Source organism: Absiella sp. AM09-50 (assembly GCF_003433845.1).
Taxonomy (GTDB): domain Bacteria; phylum Bacillota_I; class Bacilli_A; order Erysipelotrichales; family Erysipelotrichaceae; genus Hoskinsella; species Hoskinsella hominis.
Window position 1 is genome coordinate 88526 of the sequence record NZ_QVFI01000007.1, and the last position, 16154, is coordinate 104679.

Annotated in this window: 15 protein-coding genes and 1 other annotated feature; of the genes, 2 read left to right on the forward strand and 13 right to left on the reverse strand. The window is 34.1% G+C overall.

The window, feature by feature from the left end; all coding sequences use genetic code 11:
* Window positions 1-3: 3 nt before the first annotated feature.
* The 12 genes from hisG to DW114_RS08475 form a co-directional block, all read right to left on the reverse strand.
* The gene (hisG, locus tag DW114_RS08425; protein WP_117453332.1) at window positions 4-633 is read right to left on the reverse strand and encodes an ATP phosphoribosyltransferase; all 630 of its coding nucleotides are present in this window, start codon (window positions 631-633) and stop codon (window positions 4-6) included.
* Complete coding sequence (gene hisZ, locus DW114_RS08430; RefSeq protein WP_117453333.1) at window positions 630-1754, reverse strand: ATP phosphoribosyltransferase regulatory subunit; 1125 nt, start codon at window positions 1752-1754, stop codon at window positions 630-632. Before hisZ ends, hisG begins: the two co-directional genes overlap by 4 nt.
* 35 nt (window positions 1755-1789) lie before the next feature.
* Window positions 1790-2031: a binding site (T-box leader), on the reverse strand.
* A gap of 86 nt (window positions 2032-2117) precedes the next feature.
* Entirely contained in the window at window positions 2118-2528 is a 411-nt protein-coding gene (locus tag DW114_RS08435) for a DUF3795 domain-containing protein (RefSeq protein WP_117453334.1), read from the reverse strand.
* 67 nt (window positions 2529-2595) lie between these two features.
* Window positions 2596-2733: a hypothetical protein gene (locus DW114_RS21245; RefSeq protein WP_158552217.1), complete on the reverse strand. Its 138-nt coding sequence runs from the start codon at window positions 2731-2733 to the stop codon at window positions 2596-2598.
* A 113-nt stretch (window positions 2734-2846) separates the two neighbouring features.
* Window positions 2847-3197, reverse strand: coding sequence for a helix-turn-helix domain-containing protein (locus tag DW114_RS08440; RefSeq protein WP_117453335.1), 351 nt, complete (start codon window positions 3195-3197; stop codon window positions 2847-2849).
* A 182-nt stretch (window positions 3198-3379) separates the two neighbouring features.
* The gene (locus DW114_RS08445; protein ID WP_117453336.1) at window positions 3380-4306 is read right to left on the reverse strand and encodes a transketolase family protein; all 927 of its coding nucleotides are present in this window, start codon (window positions 4304-4306) and stop codon (window positions 3380-3382) included.
* Window positions 4306-5133, reverse strand: a complete 828-nt coding sequence (locus tag DW114_RS08450; protein WP_117453337.1) for a transketolase — start codon at window positions 5131-5133, stop codon at window positions 4306-4308. Before DW114_RS08450 ends, DW114_RS08445 begins: the two co-directional genes overlap by 1 nt.
* A gap of 162 nt (window positions 5134-5295) precedes the next feature.
* Window positions 5296-6330: an ADP-ribosylglycohydrolase family protein gene (locus DW114_RS08455; protein WP_117453338.1), complete on the reverse strand. Its 1035-nt coding sequence runs from the start codon at window positions 6328-6330 to the stop codon at window positions 5296-5298.
* Window positions 6323-7624, reverse strand: coding sequence for a PTS sugar transporter subunit IIC (locus DW114_RS08460; RefSeq protein WP_158552216.1), 1302 nt, complete (start codon window positions 7622-7624; stop codon window positions 6323-6325). The genes DW114_RS08455 and DW114_RS08460 overlap by 8 nt, the downstream gene beginning before the upstream one ends.
* 119 nt (window positions 7625-7743) lie before the next feature.
* The gene (locus DW114_RS08465) at window positions 7744-9600 is read right to left on the reverse strand and encodes a BglG family transcription antiterminator (RefSeq protein ID WP_158552215.1); all 1857 of its coding nucleotides are present in this window, start codon (window positions 9598-9600) and stop codon (window positions 7744-7746) included.
* A 132-nt stretch (window positions 9601-9732) separates the two neighbouring features.
* Window positions 9733-11877, reverse strand: a complete 2145-nt coding sequence (locus DW114_RS08470; RefSeq protein ID WP_117453341.1) for a Tex family protein — start codon at window positions 11875-11877, stop codon at window positions 9733-9735.
* 228 nt (window positions 11878-12105) lie between these two features.
* Window positions 12106-12660 (reverse strand): hypothetical protein, encoded by a 555-nt coding sequence (locus DW114_RS08475; RefSeq protein ID WP_117453342.1) that lies wholly within the window; start codon window positions 12658-12660, stop codon window positions 12106-12108.
* 351 nt (window positions 12661-13011) lie between these two features.
* Here DW114_RS08475 and DW114_RS08480 point away from each other — a divergent pair, with 351 nt between their 5' ends.
* Together DW114_RS08480 and DW114_RS08485 are read left to right on the forward strand one after the other, a co-directional pair.
* Window positions 13012-13938 (forward strand): alpha/beta hydrolase, encoded by a 927-nt coding sequence (locus tag DW114_RS08480; RefSeq protein ID WP_117453343.1) that lies wholly within the window; start codon window positions 13012-13014, stop codon window positions 13936-13938.
* Between the two features lie 80 nt (window positions 13939-14018).
* Window positions 14019-14681 (forward strand): pentapeptide repeat-containing protein, encoded by a 663-nt coding sequence (locus DW114_RS08485; protein ID WP_117453344.1) that lies wholly within the window; start codon window positions 14019-14021, stop codon window positions 14679-14681.
* A gap of 18 nt (window positions 14682-14699) precedes the next feature.
* Here the strand turns inward: DW114_RS08485 and pepT are convergent, their stop codons facing one another.
* On the reverse strand, window positions 14700-15914 hold the full coding sequence (gene pepT / locus DW114_RS08490) for a peptidase T (protein ID WP_117453345.1): 1215 nt from the start codon (window positions 15912-15914) through the stop codon (window positions 14700-14702).
* Window positions 15915-16154: the final 240 nt, after the last annotated feature.

The following is a 16154-nucleotide window of genomic DNA, read 5'->3' on the forward strand; positions in this document are numbered from 1 at the left end:
ATGTTAATCCTCCATCACTGATTTCAAATCATTCAAGATCTGTGTAATTTCGTCTTTCTTTAGTTTAAAGCTTGCTTTATTCACAATGACTCTGGCAGAAATATCACATACAGTATCAAATACAACCAGACCATTTTCCTTCAAGGTTGTGCCTGTTTCCATGATATCCACAATGCCATCACATAAGCCTAAAATAGGCGCCAATTCCACAGACCCATCAATTTTGATCAATTCTACATCCATACCTTTTTCTAAAAAATAAGCCTTTGCGATATTAGGATATTTCGTACCAATTTTCACATGTCCTACTTTATCGAATAAATTATTTTCAGGAAGTCCTGCGACAATAAATTTACATTTGCCTATCCCTAAGTCTAGCATTTCATAATAATCTTTATCGCCTTCTAATAAAGTATCTTTACCTACAACACCAATATCCGCAACCCCATGTTGTACATAGGTAATACAATCATTCGCCTTTACTAAGAAATAACGAATGTCTTTTTTGGTATCAGGAAATACAAGTGCTCTTCCTTTATCTTTTAGGTTTTCTATGCCATAACCACTTTTTTCCAGCATCTTCACTGTTTCTTTTTCTAAACGGCCTTTGGTAAGTGCAAATGATATACTCATGCCATAACCTCCTTCACTTCTATATCTTCTCGCTCTTGTGGCAATAATTCCACACGATAATCTTTACGTAATGTTTTTGCTTTCTGTAAAGCTTCCAACTGCTTAGACAATGGATAAAGTATCTGTATTGTCTTTTTTGTTTCACATGTCAGTTCATATACCTCTAAAAGATAATCCAGTTTTACTGAGAACCCAATGGCTGGCATTGGCTTGCCAAATTTTTCTAATAGATGATCATAGCGGCCACCGCTTAATACGCTGGTTCCAATACCTTCCACAAAGCCTTCAAATAATAATCCACTATAATAGTTTAAATGTGGTACTTTCCCTAAATCAAATGTAATATGTTTTCCATATCCCAATGCGGTTAAATCACTCATCAGCTGTTTCAACTGGTATACGATATCCTTTAACTGATCATTGAAACAATAAGTCAAAGCATCGTCTAATACCTTTATATCACCGCAAAGCCATGGCAGCTGTAAGAAAAACTGTTGTTTATCTTCATCTAATTTCAATTTTGATAAATAATCTTTTAATTCTATCATACTCTTACGATCGATTAAATCTGCCAAAATTTCAACTTCCTCTTTATCTAACTGCAATTCATCACATGCACTATGGAAGAAATTCACATTTCCAATTTCCAGCGTATAAGAGCTTTGTTTCATCGTTTCCATAACTTCTAAAGCACACATTAAAATTTCAAGATCACTTTCTTTATCCTGTAAACCTAATAATTCAATCCCACAATCCGTAACTTCATTGCGTTTTCCCGCAAAAGACTGTTTCACCTTATATACGTTTGCATGATAACGGAAACGAAATGGCGGTGTCTGATCTTTAAACTTAGAAGCACACACACGGGCGATTGGCACTGTCATATCCATACGCAGCGTTAATATCTTTCCATCTTGATCAAAGAATTTATACATCTGTTCATCCTTTAACTGTTCAAAACCTGTCTGATATGTTTGATAATATTCGATGGATGGTGTAATAATTTCATCATATCCATATGCGTCAAACACTTCTTCAATGCCTTTTTGTAAAGCTCTTTTTTTCATACATTCATCTAATATCAAATCTCTTGTACCTGAAGGAATACTGAATTTTTTCATCTTGCGCACCTCTTTCTTAACAAAAAAACTTTCATCCAAAGGACGAAAGTTTAACTTACGTGATTCCACCTTATTTTATTGATATCTCACGATACCAACCTCTTCGAGTACCAACATACTCTAGCATGATAACGGATGCAGGGACCCCGATAAAGACTACTAAGGTTCATCTTTACTGCTCAAGGATGTGTTCAAACAAAGAAGCATATCTTTTTCCACCAGCCAAAGACTCTCTATCAAGTTCTTTTGTTTTACTATTTCCCATCAAAGCATTTATTTTATCTGTATACCTAATATAGTAAACGTAAAACTGAAAAATGTCAATCATTAATTTGAAAATTTTCAGTTTTTATGAAACTATTTTCAGTCATCAGATAAATAATGTTTTGTGAGAAGCTGAACCACCTTTTCTTCTGAATCAAACTGATCATAATCCTTGCCCTCCCCATAGCGGATACCATGGATCATGTTCTGAAAAACGCACTTTCCTAATTCTTCTACACCTTCATACTTTGCGAATCTTACAAATGCACGATATCGGATATTATTATCCTTTGAAAATACATCCATGTCACATGGTGCATCATCGCATTCCCAACAGCCTGCTAACCCCTTTTGTTTGCTGCAATGATACTGATAACACCCCTCACGTGTTAAATGCTTTGCACATTCTGCGCTTGTGGAACCACATCCACGGCAGAAAGCAGCATCCTTGCAGAACGTACAGATTTTCCCACATCTGCCGACATTCTCAATTACGTCTTTTTCATTCATAATGTGTACCTCAACTTTTTCTCCTTTTCTCTATTGTAACAGTATTTTACGAATTATAAAAGTAATTTTATTCTCCTAAAATCAACTTTTCCAAAGAAATCATCAATTGATAAAATTTTTGTTGTTTTTCCAATGGTAATGATCGATATAATTCTATGATTTTTTTCTCTTCCTCATTGACTTCTAAAACGATTTTTTGTTCCATAACATTCACGACCTTTCAACCTAAATATAGTATAACGCATTTATGAAATTTGTCTATCACACTATAATAGATACTATGTGTCGCTTAGCAAAAAAAATACACTTGCTCGTGTATTATTTCATTAAGTCTTTAAACCTTTTCACAACAGCCGTGAAGTCTTCTTTTTTTTCTTCAGGTACTTCATCCAAAATACTCATAAAATCTTTTTCTTCATCTTTTTCTAAAATGCGATATGGATAATAAGTTTCATTCATACGCAATACCTGATTTAAATTTAAATCCAGCACTTGGCAAATCATAACCAATGTTTCTAAAGAAGGCTGCTGTTCCCCACGAACATATGCCGAAATGGAACGCTGTGTAGTTCCAATTAACAATGCAAGTTGTTCTTGTGTCATCCCACGCCTCTTCAATGCCTGATGAATGGCTACGCCTACTCTTTGGTTGATTGTTGATCGTTCCATTTTTTGTAATCCCTTCCTTACACTGTTACTATTATAAAAGAAGGTTGGTAAAATTACGAAGTTTCAGCATAAATAATGCTAAAAAAGTTCATGTTTCTATCAAAATATACCTATTAGGTATATTGACAAACAAAAAAAGGTTACCTTACTTCATTTAGAAGTATCGGTAACCAATTCTTTTTTTAGATATTTTCTTCTACTGCTTTTACAATATCCTTTGCTGTCATTCCATATTTTTCAAGCAGCTGTGCAGGCTTTCCACTTTCTCCAAATGTATCCTGCATACCTACCATAGCAATCTTTCTTGGTGCTTTCTTACCAAGAACTTCTGCCACAGCACTACCTAAACCACCAATTACACTGTGTTCTTCACAAGTCACAAATAAATCGTGATTTTCAGCTAAAGATACAAGCAGCTCTTCATCAATTGGTTTAATTGTGTGCATATCCACAACTGTTGGTTCATAGCCTTTTTCTTTCAACATATCATAGGCAGCAAGTGCCTGCTCTACCATGATTCCACAAGCAATGATCGCTACTTTTTTTCCAGCACGCAATACATTGCCTTTTCCAATCTGGAAATCCATATCTTCATCATATACTGTTTCTACAGCACTTCTTCCAAGTCTTACATAACAAGGTCCATCATATGCCGCAACAGCTCTGATCGCTTTACTAGCTTCTACACCATCAGCAGGACATACAACAATCATATTAGGAATACCTCTCATTAAAGAGATATCTTCAAATGTCTGATGACTTGCGCCATCTTCTCCTACTGTAATTCCTGCATGGCTTGCACAGATTTTTACATTTAATCTTGGATAGCCAATGGAGTTACGAATCTGTTCATAAGCACGTCCAGTCGCAAACATTGCGAAACTGCTGGCAAATACAATATTTCCACTTGCCGCAAGACCTGCCGCAACGCCCATCATATTGCCTTCTGCAATTCCCATGTTGAAATGTTGATTTGGATTATTTTTCTTTACCATTCCACTTTTAGTAGAACCAGATAAGTCCGCATCCAATACCAGGATATTTTCATTTTCAGCAGCTAATGCAGCAAGTGTCTGCCCATAAGCCTCTCTTGTCGCCATCTTTGCCATTATGCGTTTCCTCCTTCCAATTCTTTTAAAGCATCTGCACATTGTTCCTCACTTGGCGCAACACCATGCCAGCTTGCTTTATTTTCCATGAAAGAAATACCTTTACCTTTTACTGTTTTCGCAATGATTGCCGTTGGATTGCCTTCTAATGTTTTCGCAGTTTCAAGTGCATCCAACACCTGCTCCATATCATTTCCATCATCTAATGTAATGACATTCCATCCAAATGCTTTAAACTTTTCATCTAATGGTGTAGGATTCATAACATCATGAATATCCCCATCAATCTGTAGACCATTAAAATCAACAATTGCGATTAAATTATCTAAATGATAATGAGCGGCAGCCATAGCTGCTTCCCATACTTCTCCTTCTTCACATTCTCCATCTCCAAGTAGTGTGTATACACGATATGGAAGATCGTGATATTTATTTGAAAGAGCCATACCGACTGCAGCACTGATTCCCTGTCCTAATGAACCAGTAGACATATCAATGCCAGGCAGCTTGCGCATACTTGGATGTCCCTGTAAACGAGAATCAATCTTTCTAAATGTCATCAATTCTTCTTCACTCAAAAAACCTTTTTCACATAAGACAGCATACAATAACGGTGATGCATGTCCCTTGCTTAATACAAAACGATCACGCTTGTTGCTTTCTAAATTATCTGCATTGATATCCATCTGTGTGAAGTAAATAGATGTAAGGATTTCAACTGAAGATAAAGATCCACCAGGGTGTCCAGATCCTGCAGCTGTCACCATTTTCACAATGTTTTTACGTATATTCGTCGCATGTTCCTTCAAATTTTCTAAATCTGACATTATTGCATAGTCCTCCTTTATTTGACCGCCTACATTATACTAAAAATCATCACATATATCAAAGAAATTTCTGTATAAAGTGAAAAAAAGCATATTTTTCACAATTTTCATGGAAATCTATGCTTTCTTTCATTGTTTACATTATGGTTGCAAAAATATATTTTATTTTTCTTTTATAAAATCACAGACTTTTTCCGCAAGTTTTTGTATTTCCATATCGTTTGCTTTTTCTACTATTTCCAAATAGCCATCAGGAATATTCCTTGTTCCATTTAATGCGCCTGCCATTGAACCAGCAATCGCAGCTACTGTATCTGTATCATAACCAATATTAACTGCCTCAACTATTGTATCCCAAGGATCTCCTTTGCAGGCAACGATAATACCAATTGCTGCTGGAACAGCTTCTGAAATATGTAAGCCACTACCTACTATTTCATAAAGCTTACGCATTTTTACCTCTTTATCTAAACCGGATAAGGCGATGGATATGGCAAGATTCATTCGCTCTTTAACACTTGCTCCGCCAACTGTATGACCATACTGCATACCTAATTGTTCTCCTTTTTCAGCGCCATAAAAGGCTGCTTCTATGGCTGTATATAAAGTGGCATTTGGTTTAAGTGAAGCACTGATAAATGCTGCAACTGCACATGCTCCGCTGATGGCAAGCTGATTGTTGTGGGTAACACTGGATATCAAAAATGCATTTTGCACAGCCTCATCAATACAATCGTAAGCAAATAAACCAGCTGGTGCAATTTTCATAGCACTTCCATTGGTTGCCTGTGATGCATAATCCACCACTTTTTTCTCTGTATCAGGCTTCTTCTCGCCAATTTTTTCTTGTAAGGCAGCAATCGCTGCTCTAGTGGTTGGTCCGGCAAATCGATTAAAATATACCGGCATATGTGACCAATCAATCAACATATCTTCCACTGCCTCTTTCTCAACTTTCCCATGTTTCAAAATTTGCTGTGTTAATAAATATGTTTGTGAAAAATCATCCGTTACTTGTCCTGCACAATTACCATAGGCAAATGCACTTTTATCAGGCACCAGCATTTCCGTAACTTTACCATTATATTTTTCTCTTATTTGATCAAATGTTAAATTTTCTGTTACTGCTCCCATTGCATCGCCTATTGCACATCCTAATAAACATCCCAATACTTTATCATATATAATATTATTCATTTTCAATTTTCTTCTCCTTATCTTTATCTCCGTTATATGCAATTTTCAAGAATACATACCATAGCACTGTTAATACAGCAATGATCACAATTTGCAATATTCCACCCTGTAAAGAGTTCGTTGTGATGATACCACTTAAAATCATAGGCGTTGTCCATGGAATAGAAACACCAGTACATAATGGCACAAGACCAACCGTCATCGCAAAATAGCTGATGGCACATGACAACATTGGTGTTAACAACATTGGTATTAACATAATTGGATTTAACATCAATGGTAATCCAAATACGATTGGTTCATAGATACTAAAGATTCCAGGAACCATAGATACCTCTGCAAGTTTCTTCCATTCTTTCTTCTTTTTGAAGAAAATAATGATACAGATCAAAATAGGATATGCTATAAAACTACCATTAAAACCGCCGAAATAAAACGCAAATTCTTCAGTAATAACATTTGGAATCATTTTATGTGCCTGAAATGCAGCTAGATTCTCTATGGAAAGTGCCTTAAAAATAGGACTTAATACGGAATTATAAACAATACTGTTTCCATGCAGACCAAAGAACCAGAACAAATTACATAATGCACCCGCAATCATGGTTGCCGTAAAACTGCTTCCAATTCTAGAAATTGGTATTTGAATCATTTCATAAATAAATGCGTTCATTGTTTGAAATCCAGTGAATGAAAAGCCTAATTGAATGATAAAACTAATAGATAATACAGCTCCTACAGGGATAAATGATGAGAAAGAATCCGCTACCAGCTGCGGAACACTATCTGGCATCTTAATTACCAGATTTTTCTCCACGACCCATCGATAAGTTTCTGTACATAAGATTGCCATGATGATGCCTGAAAAAATAGCCATTGTTCCTAAATTATTTAATTCATAGACTCCTGTCACAACATTTTCTTCAAATAAAGTTGTTGTAGGTGTTACCATCAAAAATCCTATTAAAGATGAAATGGCTGTATAAATTGGATTTGATTTATAATATTTTCCTAGACTATATCCAATACCCAGTACCACAATAACCGCAATTACATTAAACGTAACATTCTGTATTGGCGCTGCTGCCGCCTGAATAGCTGCGATTGTATCTTCTGCGATTAATTTGTTTAAAAAAGGTATATTTACAAGCGCAAGAATAATGGAGCCAAACATTGTAAATGGTAAAGAAATCAGAAAAGCATCTTTTATTGCTAATAGATAACGATTTGAACCAATTTTATTAGCAACTGGCAATAAATATTTTTGCAGTTTATCTGCTATGATTGTGATCATATGTAATCCTCTCCTCTTTATTATATTCATGATATCTCTTTCGCTAGCGACACCTATATTATGCAAATAAATCCTTATTCTGTAAAATAAAGAGTATTCCGCTTAATGCGGAACACCCTTTAAAGACTTTTATTATATTGAAGATTAATATATGTAATCAGTTGTTTTTGATATTGTATGAATATATCAAAAGTGTTAAGGAACTTTGATTTACTTGTCATTCCAAATAGAATAATGTATGACACTTTATGTGACCCCCACAATATTGGCTTCTGATTTTTAATAACAACCACAAAATTCTTTAATGCCCGAATACCACTAGAATGAGGAATCGCAATACCATTACGAATATAAGTAGAAGACAATCGCTCTCTTTCTAATACTTCTTCTATAAATTGTTCATGAATGATCTGTGATTCTTTTAATGGTTCACAAATCGCATGAATAAAATCATATTCATTATCCATGTATATTTCCTGTTTATAAAAAATTTCATCAAAACCTTGAAAAGCTTTCTCAATTACTTCATAAGCTTTATAATCTCTTAAAGTTCTACAAACATCATCAATCTTATCTATATCACCTTCATGAGGCAATGGATGAATCTGTAAAACTGGGATTTTTACATCTAAATGCAAAGGATAAACACTTAAAATAAAATCAAATTGATCTAGTTTAACATCTTTAATATCATGATAACATTCTATGTTTAAATGCTCTCTGGAATGTTTTAATATATAAGAAATCAGCTTCTTTTCTGCGTCATAATACATAGGAAATAATAAAGCTGCATGATAATCGATCATGGGTGCTGTATTGATAATATCATTTGCTGCATTTCCCAAATGCAGTACTAAAAACGCAAGTTCTCCCTGATTTAATTCCACATGATATTCCTTATGTATTTCGTTTGCGATAAATACCGCAATATCAAACAAAGTTGGATATTCCTCTTTTATGGTTTGACATAATGGATTTTCCTGTAAAGTATTCGTTTTTAATCGTATGGTTAATTTTTCTATATGAAGCGCAAATTGCGCAATAAAAAGTTCATTATAAAAATCAATATGATATAACCGTGATATTTTATCAACAAGCTGTCTGACAAATTCTACACTTTGTGGTTGAACATATTTATCTACACGCACAACCTGATCCTGTAGAAATTCATTTGGCACAACTCTTGATAAGATAGCAAATTCTAGTTCTGCATATTCATCTTCATTTAGTTCGATATGATATTGCTGGCTTATATCTTTTATTAAATGATGCGCAAAAACCCGCATATGATCGTCAAACTTTTTTTCTGAATGCAATATAACATTTTCAGATAATAGATTATTCATGGAAATACGCTCTACACTAATGCCAATATGCATGGATAAATTAAGCATAGAAAATTCATTCATTTTCAAATTTGACATATTTAAATTTTTTTCAATGATCTTACGGATATTATCTAAATCTGTTAAAGAAAAGAATTGTTGATAATATTGAGAATCAAAGATATATTGTGTTTGATCCTGAATCAATATTTTTTTATAGAGTTTTCTCTTTTCACTTTCTTTTCCTTTGAGTTTAAACACATTTTGATACCTTGTTAGTTGAAGATCTGTGTTTTTACACAAATTTTTGATTTGCTTTATATCTTGTTCTATCGTGGCAATACTGACATTTAATTCATCCGCTAAACTACTGATATCTATTTCATTTGTTTCATCAGTAATTGCTGTAAGAATATAAGCAAGCCTTGTAGACTGCTGATCTATATGTGAATCAAAAATATAAGCAGGATATTTAATCAATTGATATCCTTCTTTACCAGAGATGATAAAAGGTTTTGATTCACAATTAATCTGTTTAACATATTTTCTAATCATCCGATCACTGACATTTAAAACTTTTACTAATTCTTTTGAAGATACTGCTTCTTTTCTTTCACAAAGGATGTGAACCAGTTTTTGTTTATTATCCATACGCATCTCCCATCACATTTAAATCTTTTACCATTATCAAGTATATTATATTTGTTTATTTATATCAAACAATTCCTATTCCGGTATAAAGAAAAGCCATTTTTGTTATTTTCAAAAATGACTTTCTCATGATTATGGCTGTAAAAAACTCAATTGTACTTTCTGTTTCTCTTCATCAATATTATATACCCAGACTTTTACGATATCACCGACAGCAACTAATTCAGAAGGATGAGATACTCTTTGTTTACTCATCTTTGAAATATGTACCAAACCATCTTCATGTAATCCGATATCCACAAAGGCCCCAAAGTCCACAACATTTCTTACAACACCCTCTAGCTGTTGTCCAATGTGAAGATCCGATAACTCTAATACATCACTTCTTAACATTGGCTGGGCATACTGATCTCGATAATCACGTAATGGTGCCGCAATGCTGTCTAATATATCTTTTACAGTGTAGCTATCTGCTTCTAATGTTTCACACAGTTTTTTTACAGATGCTTCTTTTACTTTATCCGCAGCACTTGCACTGCCCATTTCTTCTTCTTTGATATCTAATTCTTTTAAAATTTTTTTCGCAAGATCATAGCTTTCCGGGTGAATGCTGGTACGATCCAACATTTCATCTCCATCTTCAATACGTAAGAAACCAGCTGCCTGTTCAAAGGCTTTTGCGCCAATCTTTGGCACTTTCTTTAATTCTTTACGATTATGAATTTCACCATGTTCTTCACGATATGCTACGATATTTTTCGCACAGGATGCATTCAATCCAGAAATATTCTTTAATAATTCCGCACTGGCCATATTGACATTGACACCAACACGGTTAACTGCTTTACTGACAACGAAATCTAATCGTTCCTTTAAACGTGCCTGTGGCAAATCATGCTGATACTGTCCAACGCCAATAGATTGTGGATCAATTTTAATCAATTCACTTAATGGATCCTGAATACGTCTTGCAATAGATATCGCACTACGCTGTTCTACATGCAGATCTGGGAACTCTTCACGTGCAAGCTTACTTGCGGAATAAACGGATGCACCTGCTTCACTGACGATTGTATAGGAAACATTTAAGTTATAATCTTTGATTAATTTTGCCACAAAAGCTTCACTTTCACGACTTGCTGTACCATTACCAATCGCAATGATATCAATTGGATATTTCTTTAGTAAATCCAGCATGATACGCTGTGATTCTTTTACTTTCGCATTTGGCTGATGAGGATAAATCACACTGACATCAATCATCTTTCCTGTATGATCAATTACCGCAAGCTTACAACCGGTACGAAAAGCCGGGTCAAATCCTAATACCATTTTATTCTTCATTGGTGGCTGTAATAATAAACGTTCTAAGTTCATGGAGAATACTTCGATAGATGCTTCATGTGCTTTTTCACTTAATTCATTACGAATTTCACGTTCCACGCTTGGAAAAGCTAATCGCTTCAGCCCATCTTTTACAGCTTCATCAATCAAATAATTTACTGGACTTGTGCGCTTCTTGGTAAATTTATTGATTGTCCAGTTGATGATATATTCTTCATCAAAATCAATGGAAACATTCAACACTTTCTCTTTTTCACCACGATCAATCGCCATGATACGATGGTTGGCAAGACTAGATACTCGTTCACTGTATTCATAATACATTTTGTATACTTTTTTCTCATCTGTATGTTTTTTCTTAGCTTTTGTGACAAGATGTCCATATTTTTCCATGCTGTTTCTTATGCGTGAGCGCACCTGTGCATCGTCACTCGCCATTTCCGCAATAATATCTTTTGCGCCCTGCAAAGCATCTTCCATTGTTTCTACCTTATCATTGATATACTTCTTTGCCTCAGCTTCGATATCCGCCGTTCTTGGAAGTGTTAAGATCCATTCCGCTAATGGTTTTAAGCCTTTCGCAATCGCATCCGTTGCTCTGGTTTTACGTTTCTGTTGATATGGACGATAGATATCTTCTACCTGTGACAGCTTTTCGGCTTTCATCACATCTGCCTTGATTTCATCCGTTAATTTACCCTGTTGTTCAATCAGACGCAATACATCCTCTTTACGTTTTTCCAGATTTACCTGATAAGCATAATTTTCCTGAATCACACGAATCTGTTCTTCATCTAATCCACCTGTTACTTCTTTACGATAACGGGCAATAAATGGTACAGTATTTCCTTCTTCCAGTAAGCCTAATGTATTTTTGATTTGCTTCACACTAATATTCAGTGCGCTGGCAATCGCTTCAATAATATGATCCATATGTATATCCTTTCCTTCATCTTTTGATGAATCCCATAAGACACATTATATCTAATTTTCATCAAAAAACAAGGGTGGACTTTTTCCTTGATTATGCTTTATGAACATACAGTTATATATAAAATATGATTTTACCCCATAAAAAGTATTCATGATACACTATATAAAAAAACACCTATCACTGGTGTAAGTATCGTTCAGATACGATTCCATTCATAGGTGCTTATTTTATGCTTCTTTGAACTGCATCTCAAAATAATCAAACATTTTATGGAACATTTCTTCCCTGCTAAACATATGATGTTCATCTTCAACAATGATACTATATACGATGCCATCTAATTGGAACATAAAATAATAAGCTGGTATTTCACCTTCACGTTGATTATCACTATAATATACGGCAATGTTTTCTATTATTTTCTTTTCCTTATTTTTTGATACTACTGATAATGAGGTTCCTTCTCTTGTGAACTGTGCAGTAGGATTGTTTTCATTTTCTTCATGAACAATATGAAAAGTACAGTAAAGATTCCTAAATCTAATTGGCGTAATAATCAATAAATCTTGGTATTCAGATATATGAATTTTTTTGTCATTAACAATGTATTCTAATGGATCATAAAAATCATAGAAATCTATATGTTCTGCAGTTTTATATTCCTCTAATGATTGATATAGGTTAACTCTTGAATCTTTCCCATAAAAATGTGTTGAATAAAAAATGTACATAGCAAGCATTCCTATTATAACAGCAATTACGATATAAAACTTTTTTTTCATCGCCTTTATCCTTTCTATAAAATGGCAAACTTTTCATATAAAGATTTAGATAGTAAGACAAATATCTTTTCCTCCTATCTAACCTCCTTAGAATAGTAAATAAGATGATATCATAAAAGAAATTCGAATATCATCTTTTTCAATTAAACGATAGCATTTTTAAGCAAAAAAATATATTCTCTTTTACAAAAAAGGGTTCTAATGAAAAAAACGGGATTGTATGACTTTATGAATGATATGCTTATAAAAAACAAGGCTGGACTTTTTCCTTGATTATGCTATGTGGTATAATAAAAAAAGTATTTTGAAATAGATGTGCTGATGCGCAGTCCATATAAAGAGGTAAAAGCCATGATTTATAAAAAATTCATTCACCCGCAGTTACGTAACAATGCTCATCGTGTTCCATATAATAAAGCAGTGATTTACATAGCCAATATTTTTCAAAGTATCGCTTTTCATATGAAGAAAGTTCCAAAAGGAATCAAGCAAAGTAAATTTACGATACAAGTGAATCATTTGTCATTAAAAACCCATGTATTTGAACCAAAAGATAGTTCAAAAAAACTACCATGCTTACTATATATTCATGGAGGTGCTTTTAGTTATAAAGCAAGTATGATTCACAAACACTATGCATGTCTTTATGCTTTAGAAGCTAACTGTAAAGTATTTTTCCCTGATTATCATTTATTGCCCAAATATCCTTATCCAACCGCTTATGAAGAAGTTCTCGCCTTATATCAATATCTTATGCATCATGGGGATGAGCTCAATATTGATATAAATCGTATAGGCATTGGTGGAGATAGTGCAGGTGCTTGTCTTTCAGCATTATTATGTAATCATATTGAAAAAGAAAACTTAATAACACCCTGTGCCCAAATGCTGATTTACCCAGCAGTGGATGCGGATATGCAAAGTGAATCCATGAAAAAATATACAGATACGCCAATATGGAATGCGAAAAATAATCAGCGTATGTGGAAAATGTATTTACGAAATTCAAATGAAGAAATGAAAAGAAATGCTTCCCCTATGCAAAATGTACTTCCTTCCAAAATACCAAACACCTATATGGAAGCTACAGAATTTGATTGTTTACATGATGAAGGTATCTTCTATGGTCTACGTTTACAAGCTGCTGGTGCAAAGGTGATAATCAATGATACAAAGGGAACCTATCATGCATATGATGCTGCCATTCACAAAAAAATTGTCCATACACATGTAAAACAGCGTATATCGTTTTTAAATGATTGTTTTTATAAACGATAATAAACAGCTTTATAAAATTCTCTTTTATAATTCCTTTGGATACGATACAATATGCATAAAAGAAATGAGGAAGATAGGTTATGAAAATCGAACAACCAAAGATTGGGTCGCTTTTAGATAAAGCAACAGATTTAGAAAGCTGTATTCATGAAGATCCTTATGTACAGGGAAAACTTTTTGAAGATATTATGGTTTCCTCTTTAGATGTGGAATGTTTACATTTGGATGGCTGTGTATTTAAGAATGTATTCTTTGAGGATTGTCATTTTCCATTAGTAGATATGGTAGATGTTGTTTTTGAGAATTGTGAAATCAGCAACCTGCATTTTGAAGAAGGTGCGATACATCGTACACAGTTTCTACATTGCCGCATTACCGGCATTGAGATCTTAGATTCTACATTAAAAAATGTATATTTTAAAGAATGTAAAGGGAATTATGCCAACTTGTCTGGCAACAAGTTTAAACAGACAGTTTTTGAAAACAGTGATTTCACAAGCAGTTCTTTTGTTCAGTGTGAATTTTATAAAACGATTTTTGACCGCTGCCGACTCAATGAAAGTGAATTTTACAATACAGCGTTATCTGGAATGGATCTTGCCAGCAGTGATATTGAAGGCATTGGCGTTACACAGGATAAATTAAATGGTGTCATTGTGAGTGAACAACAGGCCTTAGAACTTGTGAAGTTATTGGGTATTACAATTAAATCAGAACTTGCTGAAGATGATGAAAGGGGATGAATAATCATCCCCTCTTTGTTATTTTGCGATATTTTCTACGATTTTCACAAGCAGCTCAACGCTTTTTTCCATTTCATCAATACATGCAAATTCATATTTTCCATGATAATTATATCCACCAGTACCAAGATTTGGACAAGGTAGTCCATCATATGTTAAACGTGCACCATCTGTACCACCACGAATCGCATGAGAGGTTGGTTCAATGCCAACTTGTTTCATTGCTTCCTTCACTAAGGTGATGATAGACATATCTTTTTCAATAATTTGACGCATATTTGCATAACTGTCCTTGATGGTTAAAGTAATTGTACCCTCTGGATATTTTTTATTTATATAATCTGCGGCATCTTTAAACTGCTGTTTCTGTTTTTCAAACAGAACTTCATCATGGTTACGAATGATATAAGAAAGCTGTGCATGCTCACATTCTCCATGCATATCTGTCAAATGATGAAATCCTTCATAGCCTTCTGTATAGGCAGGATTGTCAAAGACAGGTAATAAGGAATGAAATTCCATTCCCACAAGCAATGCATTGATCATTTTACCTTTTGCATCTCCTGGATGAATGCTTCTTCCTTGAATTTCTACTTCAGCACTAGCCGCATTGAAGTTTTCATAATCCACACTATCTACTTCTCCACCATCAACGGTATACGCAAAATCTGCGCCAAATGCTTCTATATTAAAGTGATCAGCGCCACGTCCTACTTCTTCATCCGGTGTAAATGCCAGTTTGATTGTTCCATGTGGACAATCACTTTGCATAATAATTTCTGCCATACTTAATATTTCCGCAATCCCTGCTTTATCATCCGCACCTAATAATGTGGTTCCATCAGTGACAATTAATCGTTTGCCTTTTTTATCTTTTAAAGAATCAAATTCATCTGGTCCCATCTTGATATCTTTTTCTTCATTTAAAACGATGACACCACCATCATACTCGTCAATGATTCTTGGCTTGATATCCTTGCCACTCATATCCGGTGATGTATCCATATGCGCAATAAATCCAACTGTTTTTACACCTTGTTTGGTTGCTGGAATTGTTCCATATACAATGCCATATGTATCAACATACGCATCTTGTATTCCCATTTCTTTCATTTCTTCCACAAGTGCTTTCGCAAGTGTTAACTGTTTTAAACTGCTTGGTGTTGTAGTAGATGCTGGATCTGATTCTGTATCGTATCCAACATATTTTAAAAATCTTTCTGTAACGTTCATATTTACCATCCTTTTTTCATTTATTTCCTTATGTTATTGTATCCTAACCATCCCTCTTTTTCAATCAGAATCATTTGATATCGATCAATTGATTTTTCTGATCATATTTATAATCATCTTCTGTGATATCCCTTATGACTTTACAGGGACTTTGCCACAACATTGGCTGATATATTTTTAATCATATCTTTTATGAATTTCTGTTTTCCTTTTTGATGACTTAGTTTTAGATAATGCATA

Bases quoted from the DNA above. Each gene is read 5' to 3' on its own strand.
- hisG (WP_117453332.1), bottom strand. From the start codon at position 633: ATGAGTATATCATTTGCACTTACCAAAGGCCGTTTAGAAAAAGAAACA.
- hisZ (WP_117453333.1), bottom strand. From the start codon at position 1,754: ATGAAAAAATTCAGTATTCCTTCAGGTACAAGAGATTTGATATTAGAT.
- DW114_RS08435 (WP_117453334.1), bottom strand. From the start codon at position 2,528: ATGAATGAAAAAGACGTAATTGAGAATGTCGGCAGATGTGGGAAAATC.
- DW114_RS21245 (WP_158552217.1), bottom strand. From the start codon at position 2,733: ATGGAACAAAAAATCGTTTTAGAAGTCAATGAGGAAGAGAAAAAAATC.
- DW114_RS08440 (WP_117453335.1), bottom strand. From the start codon at position 3,197: ATGGAACGATCAACAATCAACCAAAGAGTAGGCGTAGCCATTCATCAG.
- DW114_RS08445 (WP_117453336.1), bottom strand. From the start codon at position 4,306: ATGGCAAAGATGGCGACAAGAGAGGCTTATGGGCAGACACTTGCTGCA.
- DW114_RS08450 (WP_117453337.1), bottom strand. From the start codon at position 5,133: ATGTCAGATTTAGAAAATTTGAAGGAACATGCGACGAATATACGTAAA.
- DW114_RS08455 (WP_117453338.1), bottom strand. From the start codon at position 6,330: ATGAATAATATTATATATGATAAAGTATTGGGATGTTTATTAGGATGT.
- DW114_RS08460 (WP_158552216.1), bottom strand. From the start codon at position 7,624: ATGATCACAATCATAGCAGATAAACTGCAAAAATATTTATTGCCAGTT.
- DW114_RS08465 (WP_158552215.1), bottom strand. From the start codon at position 9,600: ATGGATAATAAACAAAAACTGGTTCACATCCTTTGTGAAAGAAAAGAA.
- DW114_RS08470 (WP_117453341.1), bottom strand. From the start codon at position 11,877: ATGGATCATATTATTGAAGCGATTGCCAGCGCACTGAATATTAGTGTG.
- DW114_RS08475 (WP_117453342.1), bottom strand. From the start codon at position 12,660: ATGAAAAAAAAGTTTTATATCGTAATTGCTGTTATAATAGGAATGCTT.
- DW114_RS08480 (WP_117453343.1), top strand. From the start codon at position 13,012: ATGATTTATAAAAAATTCATTCACCCGCAGTTACGTAACAATGCTCAT.
- DW114_RS08485 (WP_117453344.1), top strand. From the start codon at position 14,019: ATGAAAATCGAACAACCAAAGATTGGGTCGCTTTTAGATAAAGCAACA.
- pepT (WP_117453345.1), bottom strand. From the start codon at position 15,914: ATGAACGTTACAGAAAGATTTTTAAAATATGTTGGATACGATACAGAA.